Origin of the sequence: Ensifer sp. ENS06 (genome assembly GCF_014852205.1) — a bacterium.
Lineage (GTDB): Bacteria > Pseudomonadota > Alphaproteobacteria > Rhizobiales > Rhizobiaceae > Ensifer > Ensifer adhaerens.
Window position 1 is genome coordinate 1 of the sequence record NZ_JACVBC010000021.1, and the last position, 21,463, is coordinate 21,463.

General features: G+C 61.8%; 12 protein-coding genes and 1 pseudogene. 4 read left to right on the top strand and 9 right to left on the bottom strand.

Going from position 1 to position 21,463, the window contains the following annotated elements:
• Positions 1–359 (top strand): zincin-like metallopeptidase domain-containing protein (locus IB279_RS34655; RefSeq protein ID WP_246802245.1); only part of this gene is annotated, 359 nt, incomplete at its 5' end.
• 580 nt (positions 360–939) lie between these two features.
• Here IB279_RS34655 and IB279_RS37015 read toward each other — a convergent pair.
• The gene (locus tag IB279_RS37015; RefSeq protein ID WP_246802246.1) at positions 940–2,061 is read right to left on the bottom strand and encodes a hypothetical protein; all 1,122 of its coding nucleotides are present in this window, start codon (positions 2,059–2,061) and stop codon (positions 940–942) included.
• A 169-nt stretch (positions 2,062–2,230) separates the two neighbouring features.
• Between IB279_RS37015 and IB279_RS34665 the strand changes: the two genes are divergently transcribed.
• Entirely contained in the window at positions 2,231–2,425 is a 195-nt protein-coding gene (locus IB279_RS34665) for a hypothetical protein (RefSeq protein WP_192340873.1), read from the top strand.
• A gap of 167 nt (positions 2,426–2,592) precedes the next feature.
• Here the strand turns inward: IB279_RS34665 and IB279_RS34670 are convergent, their stop codons facing one another.
• The 4 genes from IB279_RS34670 to IB279_RS34685 form a co-directional block, all read right to left on the bottom strand.
• Positions 2,593–3,510: a nucleotidyl transferase AbiEii/AbiGii toxin family protein gene (locus IB279_RS34670; RefSeq protein WP_192340875.1), complete on the bottom strand. Its 918-nt coding sequence runs from the start codon at positions 3,508–3,510 to the stop codon at positions 2,593–2,595.
• The gene (locus IB279_RS34675) at positions 3,500–4,354 is read right to left on the bottom strand and encodes a type IV toxin-antitoxin system AbiEi family antitoxin domain-containing protein (protein ID WP_309142332.1); all 855 of its coding nucleotides are present in this window, start codon (positions 4,352–4,354) and stop codon (positions 3,500–3,502) included. Before IB279_RS34675 ends, IB279_RS34670 begins: the two co-directional genes overlap by 11 nt.
• Positions 4,355–4,981: 627 nt before the next feature.
• Complete coding sequence (locus IB279_RS34680) at positions 4,982–5,641, bottom strand: invasion associated locus B family protein (RefSeq protein ID WP_246802247.1); 660 nt, start codon at positions 5,639–5,641, stop codon at positions 4,982–4,984.
• A gap of 10 nt (positions 5,642–5,651) precedes the next feature.
• Positions 5,652–14,942: an autotransporter-associated beta strand repeat-containing protein gene (locus IB279_RS34685; protein ID WP_192340879.1), complete on the bottom strand. Its 9,291-nt coding sequence runs from the start codon at positions 14,940–14,942 to the stop codon at positions 5,652–5,654.
• A 388-nt stretch (positions 14,943–15,330) separates the two neighbouring features.
• Here IB279_RS34685 and IB279_RS34690 point away from each other — a divergent pair, with 388 nt between their 5' ends.
• A complete protein-coding gene (locus IB279_RS34690) occupies positions 15,331–16,989 on the top strand; it encodes a tetratricopeptide repeat protein (RefSeq protein ID WP_192340881.1) in 1,659 nt (552 codons plus the stop codon).
• A gap of 709 nt (positions 16,990–17,698) precedes the next feature.
• On the opposite strand, the gene IB279_RS34695 is transcribed toward IB279_RS34690, so the two are convergent.
• Both IB279_RS34695 and IB279_RS34700 read right to left on the bottom strand, forming a co-directional pair.
• On the bottom strand, positions 17,699–18,295 hold the full coding sequence (locus IB279_RS34695) for a mobile mystery protein B (protein ID WP_192340883.1): 597 nt from the start codon (positions 18,293–18,295) through the stop codon (positions 17,699–17,701).
• Positions 18,292–18,753 (bottom strand): mobile mystery protein A, encoded by a 462-nt coding sequence (locus tag IB279_RS34700; protein WP_192340885.1) that lies wholly within the window; start codon positions 18,751–18,753, stop codon positions 18,292–18,294. The genes IB279_RS34695 and IB279_RS34700 overlap by 4 nt, the downstream gene beginning before the upstream one ends.
• A gap of 335 nt (positions 18,754–19,088) precedes the next feature.
• Here IB279_RS34700 and IB279_RS34705 point away from each other — a divergent pair.
• A pseudogene (locus IB279_RS34705) lies at positions 19,089–19,329 on the top strand (IS1595 family transposase); the annotation flags it as partial.
• Positions 19,330–19,441: 112 nt separating this feature from the next.
• Here IB279_RS34705 and IB279_RS34710 read toward each other — a convergent pair.
• Positions 19,442–20,515: an ROK family transcriptional regulator gene (locus IB279_RS34710; protein ID WP_192341002.1), complete on the bottom strand. Its 1,074-nt coding sequence runs from the start codon at positions 20,513–20,515 to the stop codon at positions 19,442–19,444.
• 53 nt (positions 20,516–20,568) lie between these two features.
• Entirely contained in the window at positions 20,569–21,219 is a 651-nt protein-coding gene (locus tag IB279_RS34715; protein WP_192340887.1) for an SGNH/GDSL hydrolase family protein, read from the bottom strand.
• Between the last annotated feature and the right edge of the window lie 244 nt (positions 21,220–21,463).

Below are 21,463 nucleotides of genomic sequence, written 5' to 3' on the forward strand. Positions count from 1 at the left end.
TCGTGTCGGCCGAGGCGCACGCCACCACGCTTGGACACGAGGCAATCCATTGGACGATGAGCCCGACCCGGCTCGATCGCAATCTCGGCCGGAAAAAGTGGGGTGATGAAGGCTATGCCAGGGAAGAGCTGGTCGCCGAGCTCGGAAGCGTCTTTCTCGCTGCCGATCTCGGCCTTGCGATCGAGCCGCGCGACGATCACGTCGCCTACATTGCCTCTTGGCTAAAGGCGTTGAAAAACGACAAGCGCCTTGTGTTCCAGATGGCGGCCCATGCCGAACGGGCCGTCGCCTATCTGCACCGCCTGCAGCCGGCCGCCGATAACGCAAATGACACCGTAGACGAGCCCGTCGCTGTCTGACCGGCACAGCGGGCGAGGGATATTCGAGCGCGCCGCCTCGTCTCGTTGCACCGAATATCCCTACGGCTACTGCCGTGCGCCGTTCTCTACGCTCTCATGGGGGCCAGCGCCATCCCCCGAACGAGGGGTGGCGACAGAAACCAGTTCGTAAAAAAATCGGACCCGCAGCCCCCGCTGCGGGACGATCTTCGGACAAGTGGCAGGCGTTCGACCATATCGAGCGGGTTTCATTGGAGTGAGGGTCGAACAGCCCTTGGTTCTGATCGGAGGCCAAGGCGCGAGGTACGGCGGCTTCCGGGATCGATCACTCTTAGGCCGTGAATGGCGTTCTTACGGTCAAGCGGTGCGGCTTGCGGGGCCTAGGCTTCCCGGATCCCGGCCGTTGGCCGGCGCGATGCTGATCCTCCGAGACGAGGCTTTTAACCGGCAAGCCGCGCGCGAACTGGCTCTGGCAGAATTGCCGCCGGCGCCTGGTACGCTCATTTTTTGCTAGTGCCCCGAAGCCGAATAGCTTCGTTGGCATGTCGGGAGCGGCGACCACGACGTTGCCCGGGCAGGACAAAGCTGCGGCAGCAATCGATCACGACGCACCCAACATCTTTTTGACCTTCCGCGAGAGTTCGTCGAGTGTCGCCATGACCCGGTTCATCTCTGAGAGCGTGGCAGTCAGCTCTGGAGCATACCTGATGACGAAATACTCTCTGCCTGAGGAGAGCGTGACCAGGTGTGCCGCCGTGCGCTTGCGCAGAACCAGGCCGGCATCCACTGCCAGCCGGGTGCGCTCGCCAAGATCGTGCTCACGGCCGCGGATCGTGGTGTGATCGAAGCCTTTGGCAAGCAGAAGAGCATTCAGATAGAGCTCGATCGAATGCAGAGCGAGCAGACGTCGCGGGAAATGGTTGGAGTGTGGCAAGCTCTCACCAAGTTTGACCGCCGCGTTTCTGTACTGTGCCGCCAATGCCAGAATGTCTCGCGTGCTTGCTGCCTTGTCGGTGCGCACAAGCCCACCGCATGATTCCGGGCACGTCCCGGCAATACCGATAAGATCCTTCAGCATGGTCCGCAGCTCGGGCCAGGGGGCGCCTTCGAACTTCAGGCCGGGATCGTGCATGGCGATCAGGCAATGAAGCTTTGCGGTGACCTCCATCAGGGAGGTAGGTCGTGTGATCCACATCACACGGCCGGATATCCCCGCTTGCCCCTCAAGCTCCTGTTCCCGAGTGACAGCCGTACCGTATTCCAGACGCTCGTCGGCTTCTCGCCATTGCTTTCGACGCTGGCGAAGCTCGGCTCGTGCCTTTGACAATTGGACGGGGTCCAGTTGAGAGGACAGTCGCTTGATGTCGACGAAAGAGCGAGCCACGACCGGCTGATCGTTTCCAACGATCCTTAGCTCCGCAACCGGGAAACCCCCGGTCTCTTCCAGCATTTCCGTTTCAAGCCTTTGTCGACGGCGCGTGGCCTGCAGCCACTGCTGGTGGCAAGCGTACCATCGTGGCCACATTTCGTGGACAGGCGTTGGACCGCTGGCGCGTTCCTTGCCGCCCCGTTCTGCGAGGCGGGCGGTCAGAAAGTGTGCGGCGACGGGGAGAAGGTTTCGACGGTCGATCAGGAGCGGCAGGGTTTTGGACGCGCTGCTCGTTGAACCTTTTTTTCTACAGGTGATTGCAGGCAAAGTTCTGCTACTCTCAGAATCAGCCATGATCCAAGCTCCAGCTAGCTAGGTTGTGGTTAGGCTGGATTGCGTGCGGCAAACATGCGGTCCAGCCGTCTTGCAATTTAACGATAAACGTCCCCGTTTATTTCGTCAATAAAGGGGTCCGTTTATGGCGGAGGTGTTTGTTTGAAAAACAGACGAGGGCAAATATCTTATGGGACGACCACCGCTAAAGCTGAAAGAAACGAAAATTCGCCTCTCGCTGGCAACGAGAGAGCGGATCAAAGCCCTGGTCGGAAACTACGGTATCGCTGCCTTTATCCGCGAGGCTATCGAAAATGAGCTAACTCGGCGGGAAGAAGCCCCGTTCACGAAGGAGCGGGGTGGCGGTTCGCCCGAAATGGAATGAACGCTTCCAAACCAAGGCATAAAGTCAACCGGCTCAATCGTCCTGCGTCCAATGAAGAGTAGACATGGACAGGGGTAAAAGCTTGCTCGCCTGGTCGATGGCTTTTGCCCCAGCAGGCAAGCGCATCACTGTTCGGCCTCTCCGCCCGCTTCTGTAGCGGGCCCAAGCTATTGCTGCATCCCTTCGATTTTTCGCCGCTGCTCGGCATGTTTCTCGGGATTCTGGGCTTTCAGCTTTTCGAGGTTGAGAATCTTCCATCGGACTGCGGGAAGCTTCGCCGCTTGGGGCAGTCCAATGGCGTCAAAATCCGGTTCGCCTTCGTGAAGCGATAACAGGAAGCGCATTGCCTTGTCGTCGAGCTGAGAAAGAAGGTCCTCCATCATCCGGCTCCTCACTGCCTTAAGATCCTCTAGGTTGACGGGCTCGGTGGTCATCCCCTCGAACTCCTTCACAAATGCCTCGTCGAGGTCTGCGAGCGAAGGCCTGACCAGTTCGTGCGGCGGGCGTCCGGAGCTCGCGACATAGACCAGAAATGTTCGGAACAGCGCGTTGGTCAGTCCCTCGTTCTCATATAGAAGCTTCACGTCGAACAGATCGCGAGGATGCTGCCGGTCAACCGCCGCATGTAGCTTTCCACCGAATAAATCCTCGAACGAGACGACCCGCATCTCGGCGAAACCGAACGTCTCTTCGACGCTCGCGCTGACCCGACGCAGTTGGGGTGCATGAACGGTGCCCCGCGCGACAGGTGATGTTTCGATTTTGATCTCGGCATTTCCCTGCCGGACGAGAACGCGAGTGTCGTTGTTGCCACCGCCGGTTATCCTCTGGACGGTCACACCGCGCAAATTGCGTAGCAGGTCTTCGCGGATGTGCTCAAGGATCGTATCGATTTCTTTCAGCGTCGTTTCACGGTCCTCAATCGGCAGGTAGGTTAGGTCGATGTCGACCGAGAGCCGCGGCATGTTGCGATAGAAAAGGTTTATCGCCGTGCCGCCCTTCAGCGCGAAGGCCTCGTGGCGGGCGATGAAAGGCAGGGTCCGCACCAGAAGGTCGACCTGGCGCATGTACTGCTCACGTGCCATGCGGGGTCTCCTTTGGCATTAAGTCGGCGGGGATTGTGATGCGGTAGGTGGGGTGCAGCCTGCCACCCGGTGTCAGCGCCCGGTCGCCCTTGCCAAGATCTACCGCTGACATGTCAATGTGCCGGCGCCAGGCATGATTGTGCTTGTCGGCATAGACGAAGAAGAGGCGCTTGGTTTTCACGCTTCGGCATAGGGTAAGGAGCGACGTCAGTAATCTCGGGCGCAGATTGGCGAGGCTCTCGAATGCCACGTCGACCTTGTGAAAGCTTTCGCCCTTCGGGAGTTCGTCGAGCATCTCGAGGATTGCGCGTTCAGGCGATGACATCGGCATTGGCCAGCGCCAAGGACTTTGTGCCAGCTCCGGATCTTCGCCATTCGAGAGGGCGAAATCTGCGTCCTGGACTCCGGCCCTTCCGTCGCCAAATAAGGTTTTTCTTCTAACTTTTACCTGAGCATCCGTCCGCAACTTCGGTAGCCAGGAAGGGACGTCGGAGCCGTAGAGATAGAGGGGGAATTGCTCGCTGAATGAGAGGTAGTGGGCATGTCCCCGCAAGGAGAGTGAACTCGCGCCGCCGACGTAGAACTTATGCTCCATGAGCCAAACGGCCGAGAGCAGGGGTATCTTCCAGCCGACGGTGGCTTCTGGATTGGTGTCTGAGGAGAACGGGCGGCGGTATACGCCGGGTACGACCGGCTCAAGCCAACCATGTTTGACGTAGCCCGAGACGGATTGCCGCGAGATGGCATGACGGGTCATCCACCGCGTGTCCACCAGAAAACCAGGGGGAACTTGCCGGAGGAGCTGCTTTAGCTTTGTCTCTGATTGTCCACTCATGTTTGACATTATGGCATGGATCTAAAGTCAGTGCGAGTGTGGCTTTACTAAAAACCGAAAATGTCAATTGTGAATTGACTCAAGGCTTATATTTCAAAGTGACTGCAACAAGCAGATATCCCTTCAGGCTAGGCGGTGGGTGCTATACCTCGATTAATAAGTCCTGAGCCTAGGCCCCCTCCGAGATCTCAGCGTAGTCATTTTGACCTAAGCAACGATTTGTCACCTAGTCCGACGTGCCAGGATGGACGCGTTGCCGTTTGAAAGCCTCCCCAGTGCCGTATTCGCAGGACTTCCTGCAGGGCGCGGTAATAGTAGGTCCGGCGCCAATGCCCCTTCCGAAAAGGCCTCGACTACCCGAAGATCCCCCCACTTTTATCCGCTCCACGCCACGCCTTTACGGCTGCCAGAGGTGGGGCCTTATCGGCTTCGATGAGGAACAATCAACAATTTCAATGGCAAGATTTCCGGCCAGCCGACCTCTCCCAAAGGTGTAGAGGGCCGCGCTACAGCGTTGGTCAGGGGCGAGAACACCCAGCCTCCTCGCTTCCGAAGCTACACCCGAGACCACCGATTGCGGGCGATGAAACCTCCGGGAGATCACTGACCACACGCATGTTACGGGTTCGGCCAATCCTAGCGTGCCAGCGTCTCCACACGGTCAAGCGCAGTGCCGAATCCTTGCAAGGAGATCAAGAACGGAGCCGCTGCCCCGCCATCAGCTACCGCCTTGACCTTGAGCGCGGCGCCGGCGCGCAGTGCGACCAGCGTTGGAGCGTCGAAGGTCACTGAAACGAGGCACCCGTCCGGAACGCAAGTTCGGTAGTGCACGGGCTGCATCGGCGGTTTGTCGTCGATCTGGAAGGTGACGCCGGGCTCGAGCGCCAAACCGAACGGCAGAAGCAGCGTGCCCGACACAGCATTTACGGACGGCGCCTCCAGCTCGATTGCAAGTACGCGCTGTCCGTTCTGCTGTGCCTGGATCTGCGACAGCGCACAGCGCTTTACGCTGCCATCCTGCACGCAGGCGACGCGCCAGTCCTTATAGGTCTCATTCAGCGACGATGCGCCCCCCGGCAAGGACGATCCCGTTGCAGCAACGGTAGTTTGGCCGCCAGTCTGCGCCTGGGCTACCTGGAAACGCTGCGGCGCGGGATCATCGGGGGTGTCGGTGATCGGTGTGGTCTGGGTCGGGCTCGAGGACGCGAGTTCCGGGACAAGGTATAGTGCCACGCCTACCGCCATCGCGAGCACTGCGGAAGAGATTCCAACGAACCGGATGTTGTTGCTTGTCATGGAAAGGCCTTCAGAACTTGACGTTGAGGTTGACGCGAGCGGACTGATCGGAGACGTCGGAGCCGAACTGGCCCGCATAGGTCACGCCGAGCGTCGCAGTTGGTGAAAGGGCGTAGTCGAGGCCGGCCTCAACCACGGCCACATCGCGCGCGATCGGAACCCCCGCGATCGAGAAGGCGTCGCCGCCGCCGACAAAGCGCATCGTCGAGAGCGGCAACAAATCGCCGAAGGCGTGACGCCAGCCCGCCATACCCTTGACCGTCACCGCCGCGCCGTTGAGGTCGAAGGTTGTCGAGGCGCGCAGTCCCAGTGTCGTCATGGTCGTATCCGTAGTGTCGTCTTTACTGCTCAGCGCGGCCGCCCCGCCCTTCTCGATGAAGTCATCGCTATGAACACTCACATGAGCGAGGTTGGCGAAGGGCTCAAACCAGGCCCCGCTCATGGCGATGCCGTAGCCGAGCTCGCCGAAGACCTGAGCTGTGCCGGCGTCGTAGTCCCCCTTCAAATTGTCGTTGAAACCGGGGAACATCACTGTTCGCGACGTCGAGACGTCGTGCCGGGTGTAGGCGGCACCGGACCGGAAGGCGAGATCGCCCCAGTTCGTGCCGCCATAGAGGCCGGCGTGATAACTTTCGCTCGAACCGGAGGAATAACGGTCCTTCACGTCAAAACTGGTGTGGCTATAGCCCGCGATCGCGCCGAAGCGCCAGTTGTCGAACGCCGGGACGTCCGCTCCGACAAAGAAACCACCCGTCGAGCGGTCGAGGCCCGCGGCGTTGCCGTCGCCATCGGTGTGCCCCCACGAGCCGAAGCCTTGGCTCCAGAACGCCAGACGATCGGTTGTCGCGTCGACGGCGAGGGGCTTGCCATCGACATAGCTCGTGACTGTAGCGTTCGCCGTGCCGGTACTGTCGAAGGCCGCGCGAAGGCGTTCGTTGATGGCGTTGCGGGTGAAGCGGCTGTCTTCGGTGAGCGTCGACTTCGCCGATGCGTGGATCTCGCCCGAGAGCTGGTCGAAGGCGTTTCGCGCCTGCGCTGCCGACAGGTTCGTGATGGCGTTGTGGATCGGATTGCCTCTCCCGAGGCTTTCGACTCCGTCGCCGGTGGCGATCTGGTTCGGGGTTACACCGACGCTGGAGAAGTCGATATTGTTGCGGGTCAGCTTCAGATAGACGTTGCTGGCGTCGTAGCTGAGTGAAGGATCAAGGAAGGCGAGGTTCGAGCTCACGCCGCCGAAAGTGCCGCTCCGACCACCATTGGCGGTCGCGATAGTGTACTTTGTCTCCGGCGCATAGTTGCCCGTGCCCGCCAGCACTTTGACCGAGCCGCCGGCGATTGTCACCGTCCCGGTGGTAACGATCCTGTCCGACTGACCGGCCGCGTTCACTTCAACCTCGTAGATCGAACCGGAGTTGAAGATGAGATTGCCGGCGACGTTGAGCGTGCCGATCGAGTTGCCGGGCGCGATCGTGCCCGAAACGCGCACATTGCTCGCCGCGCCGCTGCCTTGAAGGCGGCCGCCGGCCAGTACGTCGAGGGTGCCGCCAAGTGAGCCATTGACCGCCAGCGTGCCGTTCTCGACTGTGGTCGACCCGGAGAAAGCGGAGGAATTGCCCGTCAGCGTGAGAAGGCCCGTCCCAGCCTTTGCGAAGCCGCCGCTGCCGGAAATCACACCGCCATAGCTGGTGTTGACGGCCTGATCGAACGTCAGGGAGGCGCCCGAGGCGAGGGCTGCATTGCCGCCGAAGCGCTCGGCTGACGTGATGAGCCTTCCCGCCTGCACCGTCCAATCGAGTGACGACATGCCGGTCAGGCTCAGAGCACCGACCCCGCGCTTGATCATCCGGCCGCCCGAGCCATTGAGTGCTCCTATATCGGCGGCAAAGGCGGCGTTGGCCGTCTGCTCGAAGACGACCGTGCCGGCATTCCCGATCTTGCCCGAGATCGAGTCGGCATTGCCGATCAGCGTACCGGCCGTAACCAGCGTGTTGCCGTAGGCGTTGGCGCCGTTGTCTAGCCGCAGCGTGCCAGCACCCTGTTTGATCAGATCGCCGCTGCCTGACAGACTGCCCGTCAGCCCGAGTTCAGTTCCGGCAGCGATGTCGAAGCGCCCCGCTTGCGTCAACCCGATCGAGCGAGCGGTGTCGAAGCTCGCGGTGGTCGCAAGCGCGCCACCGGAGAAGGAAACGCCACCCGAAGCTGCACCGAGATTGGTGTCGCGCGAGACCGACAGCACACCGCCCACAATCGTGGTGCCGCCACTATAGGTGTTATCGCCGGTAAGGGTGAGCACACCGGCGCCGGCCTTGGCCAAGGACGTGCCGTTCCAGCCAAGCACGGGGTTTGCCGCCTGGTCGGCAAGCGCCGTCCCGACCGTGAAGCTGTCGGTGGCGTTGGTCAGCGTGAAGGTCCCCTGGGCGAGATTGTTGCCGGCGGTCCAGCTCAGGCCGTAGCTTGCGAGGTATTGCAGGCTGTCGGCCGATTTGCGGCCGGATACGGTGAGATAGTCCACCGTACCGCTGAAACCGCCTATGGTGACGCTGGCGAAGTCGCCGTTGATTCCAGAACGGGTGTCTATCAGTACCTTGTCGAGTTGGCTTGCATTGTTGATGCCGCCGATGTTGAAGGCGACGCCATTGCCGATCAGGACGTGGTTGGCCGATAGCCCGGGGCTGTTCGTGCCGGCGACGATGGACAGCGCGGTGTTGTCGGCGAGGGTGACTGCCCGTTCGACGTTCACGGTCGCCGGCGTCTGGATCGCCAGCGTGCCGCCGGTCACAGTGAGGTTTCCGCCCAGAGTGTTGCTACTGCCCGCGCTGCCGTCGCCGAACTGCAAGCGCCCACCGGAAACGGTGGTGTCGCCCATATAGGCGTTGCTGCCGGTCAGGACCGTCGTGCCTGAACCGATCTGCCGCACAGCGCCGCTGCCCGAGATGGCGCCGGCGAAGGTAACCGCGTCGCTGCGGTTAAAGGCAAGCACGCCGTGGTTGACGACGTTGCCGACAATCGAGCCGGTTGCGCCGCCATTACCGATCTGAAACGTTCCGCCCGCGATCGTGGTGCCTCCCGTGTAGCTGTTGTCTCCGGTCAGGACCGTTGTACCGGAACCGATCTGCCGCACAGCGCCGTTGCCTGAGATGGCGCCGGCCAAAGCAACCGCGTCGCTGCGGTTGAAGGCGAGCACGCCGTTGTTGACCACATCGCCGGTGATCGATCCGGTCGCGCCGCCATTGCCGAGTTGCACCGTCCCGCCCGCGATCGTGGTGCCTCCCGTGTAGCTGTTGTCTCCAGTCAGGACCGTTGTACCGGAACCGATTTGCCGCACAGCGCCGCTGCCCGAAATGTCCCCAGCGAAAGTGAACGCATCGTTGCGGTTGAAGGCGAGCGCGCCGTCATTGACGACATTGCCGGTGATCGAACCCGACGTGGCGCCATTACCGATCTGGAGCGTGCCGTTCGCTACCGTGGTGCCGCCGGTATAGCTGTTGCTGCCCGTCAGGATCGTGGTGCCCGCACCGATCTGCCGCACAGCGCCGTTGCCCGAGATGGCGCCGGCGAAGGTGACGGCGTCACTGCGGTTGAAGGCGAGCACGCTGTCGTTGACGACATTGCCGGTGATCGAGCCCGACGTGCCGCCACTGCCGATCTGGAGCGTCCCGCCCGCAACCGTCGTTCCGCCGGTATGGGTGTTGCTGCCCGTCAGGATGGTGGTGCCCGTACCGATCTGCCGCACAGCGCCGCTGCCCGAGATGGCGCCGGCGAAGGTGAACGCATCGCTGCGGTTGAAAGCGAGCACACCGTTGTTGGTCACATCGCCCAGGATCGAGCCGGCCACACCGCCACTGCCGATCTGGAGCGTTCCGCCCGAAATCGTCGTGCCGCCGGTAAGGGTATTGTTGCCGGTCAGGATGGTGGTGCCCGTACCGATCTGCCGCACAGCGCCGCTGCCCGAGATGGCGCCGGCGAAGGTGAACGCATCACCGCGGTTGAAGGCGAGAACGCTGTCGTTGACGACATTGCCGGTGATCGATCCGGTCGCCACCCCATCGCCGATCTGGAGCGTTCCGCCTGAAATCGTGGTGCCGCCTGTATGGGTATTGCTGCCCGTCAGGACGGTCGTACCGGAACCGATCTGCCGCACAGCGCCGTTGCCCGAGATGGCGCCGGCGAAGGTGACCGCGTCGCTGCGGTTGAAGGCGAGAACGCTGTCGTTGACGACATTGCCGGTGATCGATCCGGTCGTACCGCCATTACCGATCTGGAGCGTCCCGCCTGAAATCGTCGTGCCTCCGGTATAGGTATTGCTGCTTGTCAGGATCGTGGTGCCCGTACCGATTTGCCGCACAGCGCCGCTGCCCGAGATGTCGCCTGAGAAAGTGACCGCATCGCTGCGGTTAAAGGCGACCACGCCGTTGTTGACGACATTGCCCAGGATCGAGCCGCTCGTGCCGCCGTTACCGAGCTGCAAGACGCCGCCCGAAATCGTCGTCGCGCCACTATAGGTGTTGTCGCCGGTCAGGGTGAGTGTGCCCGCGCCGGCCTTGGTCAGCGCCGTGCCGTTCCAGCCCGTCGCGGGATTCGCCCCTTGGTCGGAAAGCACCGCGCCCACAGTGAAGCTGTCGGTGGCATTGGTCAGCGTGAAGGTGCCGTGGGCGAGGTTATTGCCGGCTGTCCAGCTCAGGCCATAGCTGGCGAGATATTGCAGGTTGTCGGCCGATTTGCGGGTGGAAATGGTGAGATAGTCGACCGTACCGCTGAAGCCGCCGACGCTGACGCTGGCGAAGTCGCCGCTGATTCCTGAGCGGGTGTCGATCAACACCTTGTCGAGCTGGCTCGCATCATTGATGCCGCCAATGTTTAAGCCGACGCCGTTGCCGATCGTAATACCGTCGGCAGACAGCGCGGCGCCGTTCGAACGCGCGACGATGGCTAGCGCAGTGTTGTCGGCAAAGTTTACGGTCTGTGCGACGTTGACGGCCGCCGGCGCCTGGATCGCCAGCGTGCCGCCTGTTACGATCACCTTGCCGCCGAGCAAGTTGCTGCCACCGCCGAACTGCAACTCGCCGTTGGAGACGGTGGTGTCGCCGGTATAGGTATTGCTGCCTGTCAGGATCGTGGTGCCCGTACCGATTTGCCGCACAGCGCCGCTGCCCGAGATGTCGCCAGCGAAGTTGACGGCGTCGCTGCGGTTGAAGGCGAGCACACTGTCGTTGACCACATTGCCGGTGATCGAGCCGGTCGTACCGCCATTACCGAGTTGCAGCGTGCCGCCTGAAATCGTCGTGCCGCCGGTGTAAGTGTTGGTGCCAGTCAGAATGGTGGTGCCTGTACCGATCTGCCGCGCCACGCCGTTGCCCGAGATGTCGCCAGCGAAAGTGAACGCATCGCTGCGGTTGAAGGCGAGCGCGCCGTCATTGACGACATTTCCGGCGATCGAACCCGACGCGCCCCCATTACCGATCTGGAGCGTGCCGTCCGCGACCGTGGTGCCGCCGGTATGGGTATTGCTGCCCGTCAGGACGGTCGTACCGGAACCGATCTGCCGCACCACGCCGCTGCCCGAGATGCCGCCAGCGAAGGTGACGGCGTCGCTGCGGTTGAAGGCGAGCACGCTGTCGTTGACCACATCGCCCAGGATCGATCCGGTCGCGCCGCCATTGCCGAGTTGCAGCGTGCCGCCTGAAATCGTCGTGCCACCTGTGTAGCCATTGCTGCCGGTCAGGACGGTCGTACCGGAACCAATCTGCTGCACCGCGCCGTTGCCCGAGATGGCGCCGGAGAAAGTGAACGCATCGCTGCGGTTGAAGGCGAGCGTGCCGTCATTGACGACATCGCCCAGGATCGATCCGGTCGCGCCGCCACTGCCGAGTTGCAGCGTGCCGTCTGAAATCGTCGTTCCGCCGGTATAGCTGTTGCTGCCCGTCAGGATCGTGGTGCCTGCACCGATCTGCCGCATCGCTCCACTGCCCGAGATGGCGCCGGCGAGCGTGAAGGCATTGCTGCGGTTGAAGGCGAGCACGCCGTCGTTGACGACATCGCCGACGATCGAGCCGGTGGCGCCGCCATTGCCGAGTTGCAGCGTGCCGTCTGAAATCGTCGTGCCACCGGTGTAGCTGTTGTCTCCGGTCAGGACGGTCGTACCGGAACCGATCTGCCGCACCGCGCCGTTGCCCGAAATGGCGCCGGCGAAGGTGACCGCGTCGCTGCGGTTGAAGGCGAGCACACTGTCGTTGACCACATTGCCCAGGATCGAGCCGGTCGCGCCGCCATTGCCGATCTGGAGCGTCCCGCCCACGACCGTGGTACCGCCTGTGTAGGCATTGCTGCCGGTCAGGACCGTCGTACCGGAACCGATTTGCCGCACTGCACCGCTGCCCGAGATGGCGCCGGCGAAGGTGACCGTGTCGCTACGGTTGAAGGCGAGCACACTGTCGTTGACCACATCGCCCAGGATCGATCCGGTCGCGCCGCCATTGCCGAGTTGCAGCGTGCCGCCTGAAATCGTTGTGCCACCGGTGTAGGCGTTGGTGCCCGTCAGGATGGTGGTGCCTGAACCGATCTGCTGCACGGCGCCGCTGCCCGAGATGGCGCCGGCGAAGGTGACCGAGTCGCTGCGGTTGAAGGCGAGCACACCGTTGTTGGTCACCTCGCCCAGGATCGAGCCGACCACACCGCCATTGCCAAGTTGCAGCGTGCCGCCCGAGATCGTCGTCCCGTCACTATAGGTGTTCTCTCCCGTCAGGGTCAGAGTACCGGTGCCAGCTTTGACCAGCGATCCACCGGTGCCACTGATCGTCCCGCTCACTTCGGTCGACAGGCCGTTCGAGCCGACAGTCAACTCGTTGTCACCAAGCAAATAGGAGCCGCCGCCGGCGATCGAACCGGCGGTGTGTTTTTTGTTGCCGGCAGAACCCGTCGAGCCCGAGAAATCGACTGTGCCAGCCGCGCCATTGGTGATCTCGGCATTGCTGGCATTGCTGTTGTGGAGGAATGCCAGGCTGGCGTTGTTGGTGATCCTGGCGCTTCCGGCCGTAGTGGTGGAGCGGAACGTCAGGGTGTCGTTGTTCGTGATCCTGGCGCTGCCTGCCCCGCTCGCATCATAGAAGGTAAGATCGCGATTGTTGGTTATCTCCGCGCTGCCGGCCGTGCTGCTGTCGTAGAAGGACAGCAAGGCATCGTTGGTGATACGCGCGTTGTCTGCGGAACTGGTGTTGTGGAAATTCAGAAGACTGCCGCTGTTGTTGGCAATGGTGGCAGTTCCAGCGCGGCTGTTGTCATAGAAAAGGAGGTTGCTGTTGTTGGTGATATTGCTGTTGCCAGCCGTGCTCGTGTCGTAGAATTCGAGGAAATTGTTGTTGGTCACGACAGCATTGCCAGCACTGCTGGTATTGTAGAAATAGAGTTCGCCGGTGTTGGCGATGCTGGCACTGGTTGCGCTTGAGGAATTGTAGAAATATGTTTTTCCGGCATTCGTGATACCGGTGATGCCCGTGGTGTCGGCGTTGGTGAGCGTGAATGTACCGGCGCCGAACACGTTGACCTGGCCCCGGATCGAGCCGGTGGCACCGAGGGTGCCGAGTTGCAGTTCGCCGGCATTGACCGTAGTGCCGCCAGTATAAGTGTGGGTTCCCGTGAGGATTGTCGTCCCGGGACCGCCTCTCGTCAGATTTGCCGCGCCTGCGAGTGTCGCGCCGACCGTACCATTGCCCCAGAGGTTGAAAGCATTCGTAGCCTCGATCGTGCCGGTGCCCGAGATGGTGCCACCGTTGAAAGCAAGGGTCCCCAGGCTGAGCTTGCGGCCCGCAGCAACGTTCAGCGTCGCCGTGCCGGAGTTTGTGAGTGTAGACACGCCGAACATGTCGCCGCCGATGAGCGACACCAAGCCATTGCCTTGGTTGTTGATGTTGGTCATCCGCACATCGACGTCACCGCCGACAACATTGATCTGGCCGCTGTTGTTGACGTTGCCGGTCCCAGGCGAAAGTTGCGCTGTACCGCCCGGGCCATTGAAATTGATGATGCCGGCAGCATTGTTGTTGATGTCGCCATTGTCCGTGACGACACCGTCGGTGCCGACATCGATGGTGGCATCGTTGTTCAACGTGTTGCCCGTGCCAAAGAGTACCGCACCAGCGCCTAAGGTGATCCTCCCTCCCCAAAAATTGGAGATTGTCCCGGCCGAAAGCGTTTTGCCGTCGCCGATATTGATCGTGCCACCGGCATTGCTAAGGCTTGTGAAGCCGGTCGCGTCGCCGGCCGCGCCCAAGGCGAGCGTGGCGCCGCCGTTGACCTGGACTTTGTCATTGAAGGCGCCGGCAAGGGTCGTCGCGCCGCCGTTGAGATCAATCGCGCCGATATTGCTGCCGGTGAGAGCCGTGATGTTGTTGGTACCGCCGGTGATGACGATGGCGGATGAAAGATTACCGGACAGGCCGCCCGCCCCGCCGCGGGCGCCGCCTGCAATCGTTCCGCTGTTCGTGATGGTCAGATTTTGGCCGATGATGCCGTAGCCGCCGGCCTGTGGGCGATAGGGCTGGACGTTGTGGTAGTCGGTTCCGCCGCCGCCGCCTTGGATTGTACCAGAATTGTTGATTGTCAGTCCGCTGGAGGCGGTGGCGGTGATGCCGTTGCCGCCATTGCCCCCCACGCCGTTGCCCGAGGGGTTGGCGAAGGAGTTGGGAATACCCGGCCCAATGACGTCCGCGCCGCCGCCACCATTGCCGCCTGATATCACGCCTGAATTGGTAAGGCTGGTTCCCGTCGTGACGATAATGCCTGACCCGCCGCCACCTCCGCCTCCGCCGCCGGCATAGTTCCAGGATTGCGCCCAATTGGCTGCCCCGTAGCCGCCGTTGCCGCCGTTGCCACCTTTGATTGTCGAATTATTGACCTGGTCGGTGGTTAGCGTGAGGCCTGCTCCACCCGCGCCGCCGCCGCCGCCCCCCGCGCCAAGTCCGTAGCCGCCACCACCGCCGCCGCCACTGTCCGAAACGCCGCCCGACCCGCCGCGATTGCCCGAGCCGCCCGTCGAGCCTCCACCTCCGCCCGTGCCGGTCGCCGAGCCATCGCCGGCAGTGCCTGCCCCGCCACCGCCGGCGGCAGTCGAGTAATTCGGCGCATTTCCGCCGGCAGCACCGTTCTGGCCGATACTGTCCGCCAGTGCAGGCCCGGACGCGACGATCAGCGCCAATGGTGCTACGGAGTTCGCAAGGGTCGCTGCCAAAGAGGCCACGATACCCAATGCGGGGACACGCAGCGCGGACCGGTTGGCGCGCGCCTCATAGTTTCTGGCAGTATTCACGAAAATGCTCCGCATGCTTTGGCGCCGGTGTTGAGATCGCCGCTGCCGGGCGAGGCTAGCCAACGCGCGTTCTGCGCCGAAGCCAAAAGTACTCGTGAAGACATAGGTTCCCTCCGCCTAGATCAGGACTCACATTCCCGCAGCGCATCCAGGCCTCTGCCCTTTCAACGCTTGCCGGGAGTCGTGTTTCCGGCGATCGTGTTCGTTGTGTTCATGCGCGTTATGTCGGCGCGGGGTGGGGAAAGTCCTGAAAGGGCGTCGGGGAAATTCTGAAATTTTGTTGAATTTCGCCTTTCCCGCAGGAAAACGAATGGCTTAATTGTCAATCTTCTTGTTCTTGGCAGAACACCGGAGTTCCGGGGATATCATCGCGGGAGTCGGAGGCCCGGTGCTCAGATTTGTTGGATATGAACTCGATCCGCAGCGATCCGAACTGCGCGGGCCTGGCGGCGAAACAATCAAGCTCAGGCCCAAGGCATTCGATTTGCTGCAACTGCTTGCCGCCAACCCGGGCAGGGTCATCGGCAAGCACGAGCTGATGGCGGCGGTCTGGCCGAACGTCCATGTCGGCGAAGACAGCCTGTTCCAGTGCGTTCGAGAAGTTCGCGCAGCTCTCGGCGATGACAGTCGGCAGTTGATCAGAGCGGTTTCGGGCCGCGGCTACCTGTTTGAGGCCGAGGTAACGACCGCGCCGGACGCGGTCGTGCCGCAAAAGCCTCTGCAGCAGATCGATCCTGAAGCGGAAATTGGATCGACAGGGCGCTGGCTCGGCGTGAAGATGCGCCGCCGCGCCGCACTCGTGGCTGTCGCTGGGTTCGGCCTGTCCGCTTTGGCGTCCGCGGCGACGCGGCTCCCCAGTTTCGTCACAGGATCGCTTCCAACTGTCGCCGTGATCCCCATGACGGCTGCAAGCAACGATCCGCTGACTTGGCGGATGGCGGCAGGCGTCAACCGCGACCTGACCGACGGCCTGGCGAAAGTCGAGACAATCCGGGTGGTCGTTCCGCCCGGCGGCGCTACAGGGGCGGCCGATCTTGTCGTGAGCAGCGAACTGGAGAGAACCGAAACAGCGTGGAATTTGCGCGCGCGCATGACCGAACCGGCGACCGGCGCGGTCAAGTGGACCAGCTCGGTGTCGGTCGGCCTGGCCGGCGTCGACGAGCAACTCCAGCAAACGCGCCTTACGGCCGGCATGGGCCATGCGCTGGCGCTACGTATCAACGTGCTTTTGAACGCTGGGGAGCGCTCGGCCGTCGGCTTGCCTGCGGGCAGCACCAAGGCGGCCATCGAGCAAGCAACGGCCTCGATCAACCAAACGACGCCGGAGCGCTTTCGCGCCGCGCAGGCGATGCTCGAACAAGCGCTCGCCGACGACCCGGAAAATATCGACCTGCAAGTTGCGCTCGCGGCATTTCAGCTGCGCGGGATTCAAATGGCCTGGTTTCCCGCTGCGGAGCGCGAAACGGTCGAGAACCGCGTCGGCGAGATTCTTGAGCGCGCCTTGCGCGCGCAGCCGAATTACATCCCGGTACTCGAAATGCACTGCCGGTATCTGTCGGCGACCAACCGCTTCGTCGAAAGCCTGGTGGCCTGTGGCAAGGTACTCACCCTCGATCCATGGAACGGAACCGTACTCTATCTCATCGGGCTTTCCCATGTCTTCCTGGGGCGTTTCGACGAGGCCCTCGCAACGTTCGAGCAAGCCAACCGGTTCGATACACCCCAGGTCGCCCGTTGGACATGGGCTATAGGAGCAGGCTGGGTTCACATGTTGATGGGCCGGGCCGAAGAAGCACTGCCCTGGCTGCAGCGATCGATCGCGATCACGCCAGCCAGCGGACGTACGCATTTCCTGCTGGCAGCGGCCTACCAGCAGTTGGGCCGAACCGACGAAGCCAGGGCGGCCCTGGCACAGGCCATGAAGCTGAGGCAGGGTTCGACAGCGCGCAATCTGCCACCGCCCACTAAGAACACCAGTCCGGTTTATCTCGGCGCGACCGAACGCCTCGTGGGCCTGATGATCGCTGCCGGGTTGCCTGAGGATTGACCCGCGTACGAGCAGCACAGTCGGGCCGATGGTGGCAGTCACGTTTCTGTGCCGGTACGCTAGCTGATCCGCCGTGGGCCAATGCCGATGATGTCGCCCCCTGCGGCCGTGGCGCGTTCGCGACCGAAAGAAGCCCCTGTTGACTTTGCCATTCTTGATGAGATTTTCTGGCAGCGCACGGCGTTGCCCGATCAGATAACCGATACGTACCTGTCTTTGCGGGCACGACTGTTCCAGCCCCTGCGAAGGCGCACGGTTGGATCGCCGACATTGTCGACTTCGTCTTCTGGGTTATCGCCCGCGACTTCTACAACACCAGGCAGGACCATTGGACGTCCTGGCGAGCTGGGTCTGCGAAATGCCGCCAGCAGGCAGGACCCGGGCGCGTTCGCACGACACATCTTGTTCGTGATCGCTGATCTAGTGCCAGCTGCGCGGCATCCAACCCGTTACGGCACGACCGGCATGGATCGGTTTGCGCAACAGGTGTCTGATCCAGGCGATCTGTGGACGAGCAAATTCCTCCGGAGATTGAGAGAGTATGGTCCGATCGTGCGGAATCGCTAAGAACCCGGTCGATGAGGGGAAGCTGCGGCATCGCATCGCCGAGCGCGGCGAGGTGTTGCTCGGGGTTTTCGCGACGTCGCCTTGCAAGCGGGTTCTGTGTTCGTATCTCTTCAAGAACAGCAATGCGCGGAGGCCGCGCCTCTCAAGTCCACGCAAATTCCAAAAGTGGCGCGATATCATGATTGTCCGCTGCGCGTAGGGCTGCAACGTATCGGGTACGGAGTTCGCCAACATCAGCCAGAGTTCCGCCGCCCCAACTAAAACGTTCGCCTCCCAGGCGTTCGATAAGAAGGTCGGCTGCTAATCGGGCGTGGCGGCCATTTCCGTTTGGAAAAGGGTGAATGGCGACCAGACGATGGTGAAACCTTATCGCAATCTCATCCGCCGGAAATGTCTGGTGCTCGATCCAATAGCGAACGTCGCTCAATAGGCTCGCGAGTTCCATTCCGATGCGGTAGGCTTGGACGCCGATGTTACGCTCCGTCATTCGGAGGGCGCCGGCCCACTCCCAGACGTCGCCGAGCATCCGCTTGTGCAGCGTTCTCATGAAGTCCTCGCTGAGCATTCGCTCAAGCGGCGCGCGCCGGCGCCCCCGTGCCCAGGCTGCGCCCTCGACGATATTCTCCTGCTCGGCTTCGTTGAGATCACGGCGGTGCGTAATCCATGTCTGAAGGAGTCCGTCACGCTCATGCGGTTCAAGGGGTGTCGCGTCTTCAGGCTCCTGAAACAGGTCTGTCATGGGTCGTTCCAGAGGTCGCGGTCGGAGAGCCTGTCGCGAATGTACGCCTGGACGCGGGATTCGAAAGCTGAATCGTCTGTGCCCTGGGCTTCTAGCCGCATGGTATGCGCGACGCGCTGAAGCTCGCGTGTTGCGATTTGCCGGGCGCGTGCCTCGACGGCCGCCTCGAGCGAGCTGTTGGGAACGAGTGCGTAGACGAGCGTGCAATCGAGCGCCTCGGCTGCGCGACGCAAGGTGTTCAGCTGAATCGTGCCGGCGGCTTCCGACTTCTCGATGGCGTCTACGGTTTGGGGCCGCACGCCAATGCGCGTGCCAAGCTGTGCCCCCGTCATTCCGAGCGCGTCACGTAGTGCGCGCACCCATCCTTTCGGCGGCGCTTTGAACCGGTCGATTGGTTTAAGCTCCCAAAGTCGTTCATCAAGTCGGAGGCGCCCCCTTTTTCGACTGTCGCTTTTCATTCAAAACTCTCAGATTATGGGCTGATTCTGCGGTGATAGATATCAGAATACAGTCTGATATTCAAGACGCTGACTCAAGCTGTGATATGATCCGATCACTCAGATATCAGGCTATAGTATGTGATTCATGGACAAATATCAGGCTGTAGTCTGAATCAAATCATGTCGCTCAGGTGGTTCTAAGAAGCTTTGCTCCTAGTTTGCTCTGCATCACAACTGCGGGCGCGAATTTTCCCGTGAGGCAAAACATGCCCAGGCTTTTCGCAGTCGTTTGAAGCTGCGGAGATATCGCTGTGCATTTTAAGATCCTTCAGCATCGGCGATCTTGTCCATGATCGGTCGAGAGTGCCGACCTGTATTTCCACGAGATCGGCTACCGCTGGTCACAGCGCCTTGTGACGGGTCAGGCAGTGCGGAAAAGCCGAAATGGCAGGGAACGCATGAAAACCCTGTGGTCACGGGTGCCTCCGGTGCTTGCAATTGCTGCAAGTCTTTCGCGCCGCTACCGGCCGCCAAATACGCAGAAGTCCGGATGGTGGGATCATCGTCAAATCAGCAGTCGCTGTCTTTGGTTGATAAAGGCCATGTACCGACTGGAACTAGCCGAGGTGGCCAGATGCTCCGCACGAATTTGATCGATAGCGCGCCGCCCACACAAAGCTCGGGTAAAGCCCAACTCACCGAGGGTTCAATTTACCATGAAGCGTGAACTGAACGGCAGGCTCGCGGCGCCGACGGCCTTAGGAGCGGCGGATGGTCTGCCCACGACGGCGTTCAGCGAAGGGATTTGCTGTCGGACGAGCGTACAAAGTGCCGTGCAGATTTCGGCGGGAGCGAAAGACGAAAGCACGACGGTTTTCAGCTCGATGAACTGCAACAGGGATCGCGTCGAGCCGACGAGGCTTTCCGCGCATGCCTGCTGCCAGGTGAAGAGTTCCGGCCCGATGGGCGGCCAGATAGGGTCGTTGCCCCAGAGTTTCGTCGACGCAGGATCGCCTTCCGGGAAGGCACGCTCCAGCGCGAGCACGCCGACATCGTAACTTAGCGGCGAATTGCCGTTGTATATCTGATGGTTGAGAACGAGGCGGCCGTGCAGGCGTGCACCGAGATAGAAGAATAGGAAGTCCTGCAACTGCCTCGCCGCGCCGAACAGGCTCTCACCACCGGCGGCTGCCGTAATGTCGTTCTGCACGAACACGGGAAGGCCAAGCTCGTCCTCCAGGTAACGGTGCAGCACGTCATGGTTCGGCCCGGAGCGGATCGGCGGGGTGGGGAGTGCCAGACCGACTCCGGCGATGCGGCCCTGCCGGCTTTCCGAAAGACCGGCAATTGCTTGGTGGATTTCGAGCGCAAGCGCTTCTGGCGCGTCAAAGGTGGCGGCCGTTGTGTGCGGCATCACGCGATGATGCTGCACAGTACCGATGAAATCGACGACGACGATATGGGTGTTGCGGTATCCGACACTCACACCGACGGAATAGGCGCCCTCGGGGTTCAGCATCAAAGGCGTTGTCGGCGGGCCGACGCGGCCCTTCTGCGCCTCGCCGCGCACGACAAGACCTTCCTGTTCGAGGGAGCGCACGATGACGGAGATCGTCTGCGCCGAAAGGCCGGTCTTCTCACCGATTTCCAGACGGGTTGTCGTCTCGTTCTGCAGGAGCAGCGAGAGGACAAGGCGCTCGTTATGGCTGCGCACGCTCAGCGAATTGAGACCGCTGGCGCGGTCTGCGATACGAAGCGGGTTGGGCGGCGCGAAACGCATGTCAGGCAAGGCGGCGGTCCTTCGCGGAAAGGGCATTGGTCATACGGCGGGGCTTAGGCATTGGCCCACCCGATTGCCAGAACTTCCTGTGCCAGCGCCTCGCCGAGCAGGCGATGCGCCGCCTCGTCGATATGGAAACCATCGGCCGGCGAGCACTGGCAGACGGTGCCGGCGTCGAAGAAATGCGCCTCAAGCGAATCCGCCATGATCTCGAATTCCAGCGCCAGCTTGCGCGATTTTTCCTGCGCGCCGGAAAAGATGGATTCCCATTCGCGAAGGTCGTCCAGCATCGGCGGCGGTGCTACGATCATGATTTCCGGATCGTGGCCGGCGGGGCCGGGCGAAAGCTCGCGGATATCGTGCACGAGGCAACCGATGCCCATGGCGACCTCTGATGGCGGCATGTTGAAGCGCCGCTTCAGGTCGTTGGTGCCGAGCATGATGATGATGAGATCGAGTGGGGTGTGGCTTTGCAGACAGGGGCGCAAATAGGTCCGGCCGTTCTTCAGCGATCCTTCGATCGGGTCGTCATGAACCGTCGTCCGGCCGCTCAAACCCTCCTCGATGACCTGCCAGCCGGGGCCGAGCAGAACTTCCAGCACGCCGCCCCACCGCTGCTCGCGGCGATAGCGTTGAAGCGGTCCGTGGCCGGGAATCTGGCCATGGGTGTTGGAATCCCCGAAGCAAAGAACTGTCCGCGTCACTGTCTCCTCCGTCGGGCGCACGCCCGCATTTCCCCGCCCAGACTTCGCATCAGCAAAGGCGATTTGCAAGGATGGTCAATTGGTCATTCAGTCTGAATAACTATTGACAGCCAAAAGCGCCAGTGGTTTTGTGTCGGCCGGAGGAGAGTTTCAAGTCGTTTCAAAGGCTGTGCACGAGCACCGGACATGGGTCGCGGGCTGCCGAACTCGCATGCCTTCCGACTGGCCTTTCTCCGTGTTGGAC

Bases quoted from the DNA above. Each gene is read 5' to 3' on its own strand.
- IB279_RS34675 (WP_309142332.1), bottom strand. From the start codon at position 4,354: ATGTCAAACATGAGTGGACAATCAGAGACAAAGCTAAAGCAGCTCCTC.
- IB279_RS37015 (WP_246802246.1), bottom strand. From the start codon at position 2,061: ATGGCTGATTCTGAGAGTAGCAGAACTTTGCCTGCAATCACCTGTAGA.
- IB279_RS34695 (WP_192340883.1), bottom strand. From the start codon at position 18,295: ATGACAGACCTGTTTCAGGAGCCTGAAGACGCGACACCCCTTGAACCG.
- IB279_RS34710 (WP_192341002.1), bottom strand. From the start codon at position 20,515: ATGCGTTTCGCGCCGCCCAACCCGCTTCGTATCGCAGACCGCGCCAGC.
- IB279_RS34700 (WP_192340885.1), bottom strand. From the start codon at position 18,753: ATGAAAAGCGACAGTCGAAAAAGGGGGCGCCTCCGACTTGATGAACGA.
- IB279_RS34670 (WP_192340875.1), bottom strand. From the start codon at position 3,510: ATGGCACGTGAGCAGTACATGCGCCAGGTCGACCTTCTGGTGCGGACC.
- IB279_RS34665 (WP_192340873.1), top strand. From the start codon at position 2,231: ATGGGACGACCACCGCTAAAGCTGAAAGAAACGAAAATTCGCCTCTCG.
- IB279_RS34680 (WP_246802247.1), bottom strand. From the start codon at position 5,641: ATGACAAGCAACAACATCCGGTTCGTTGGAATCTCTTCCGCAGTGCTC.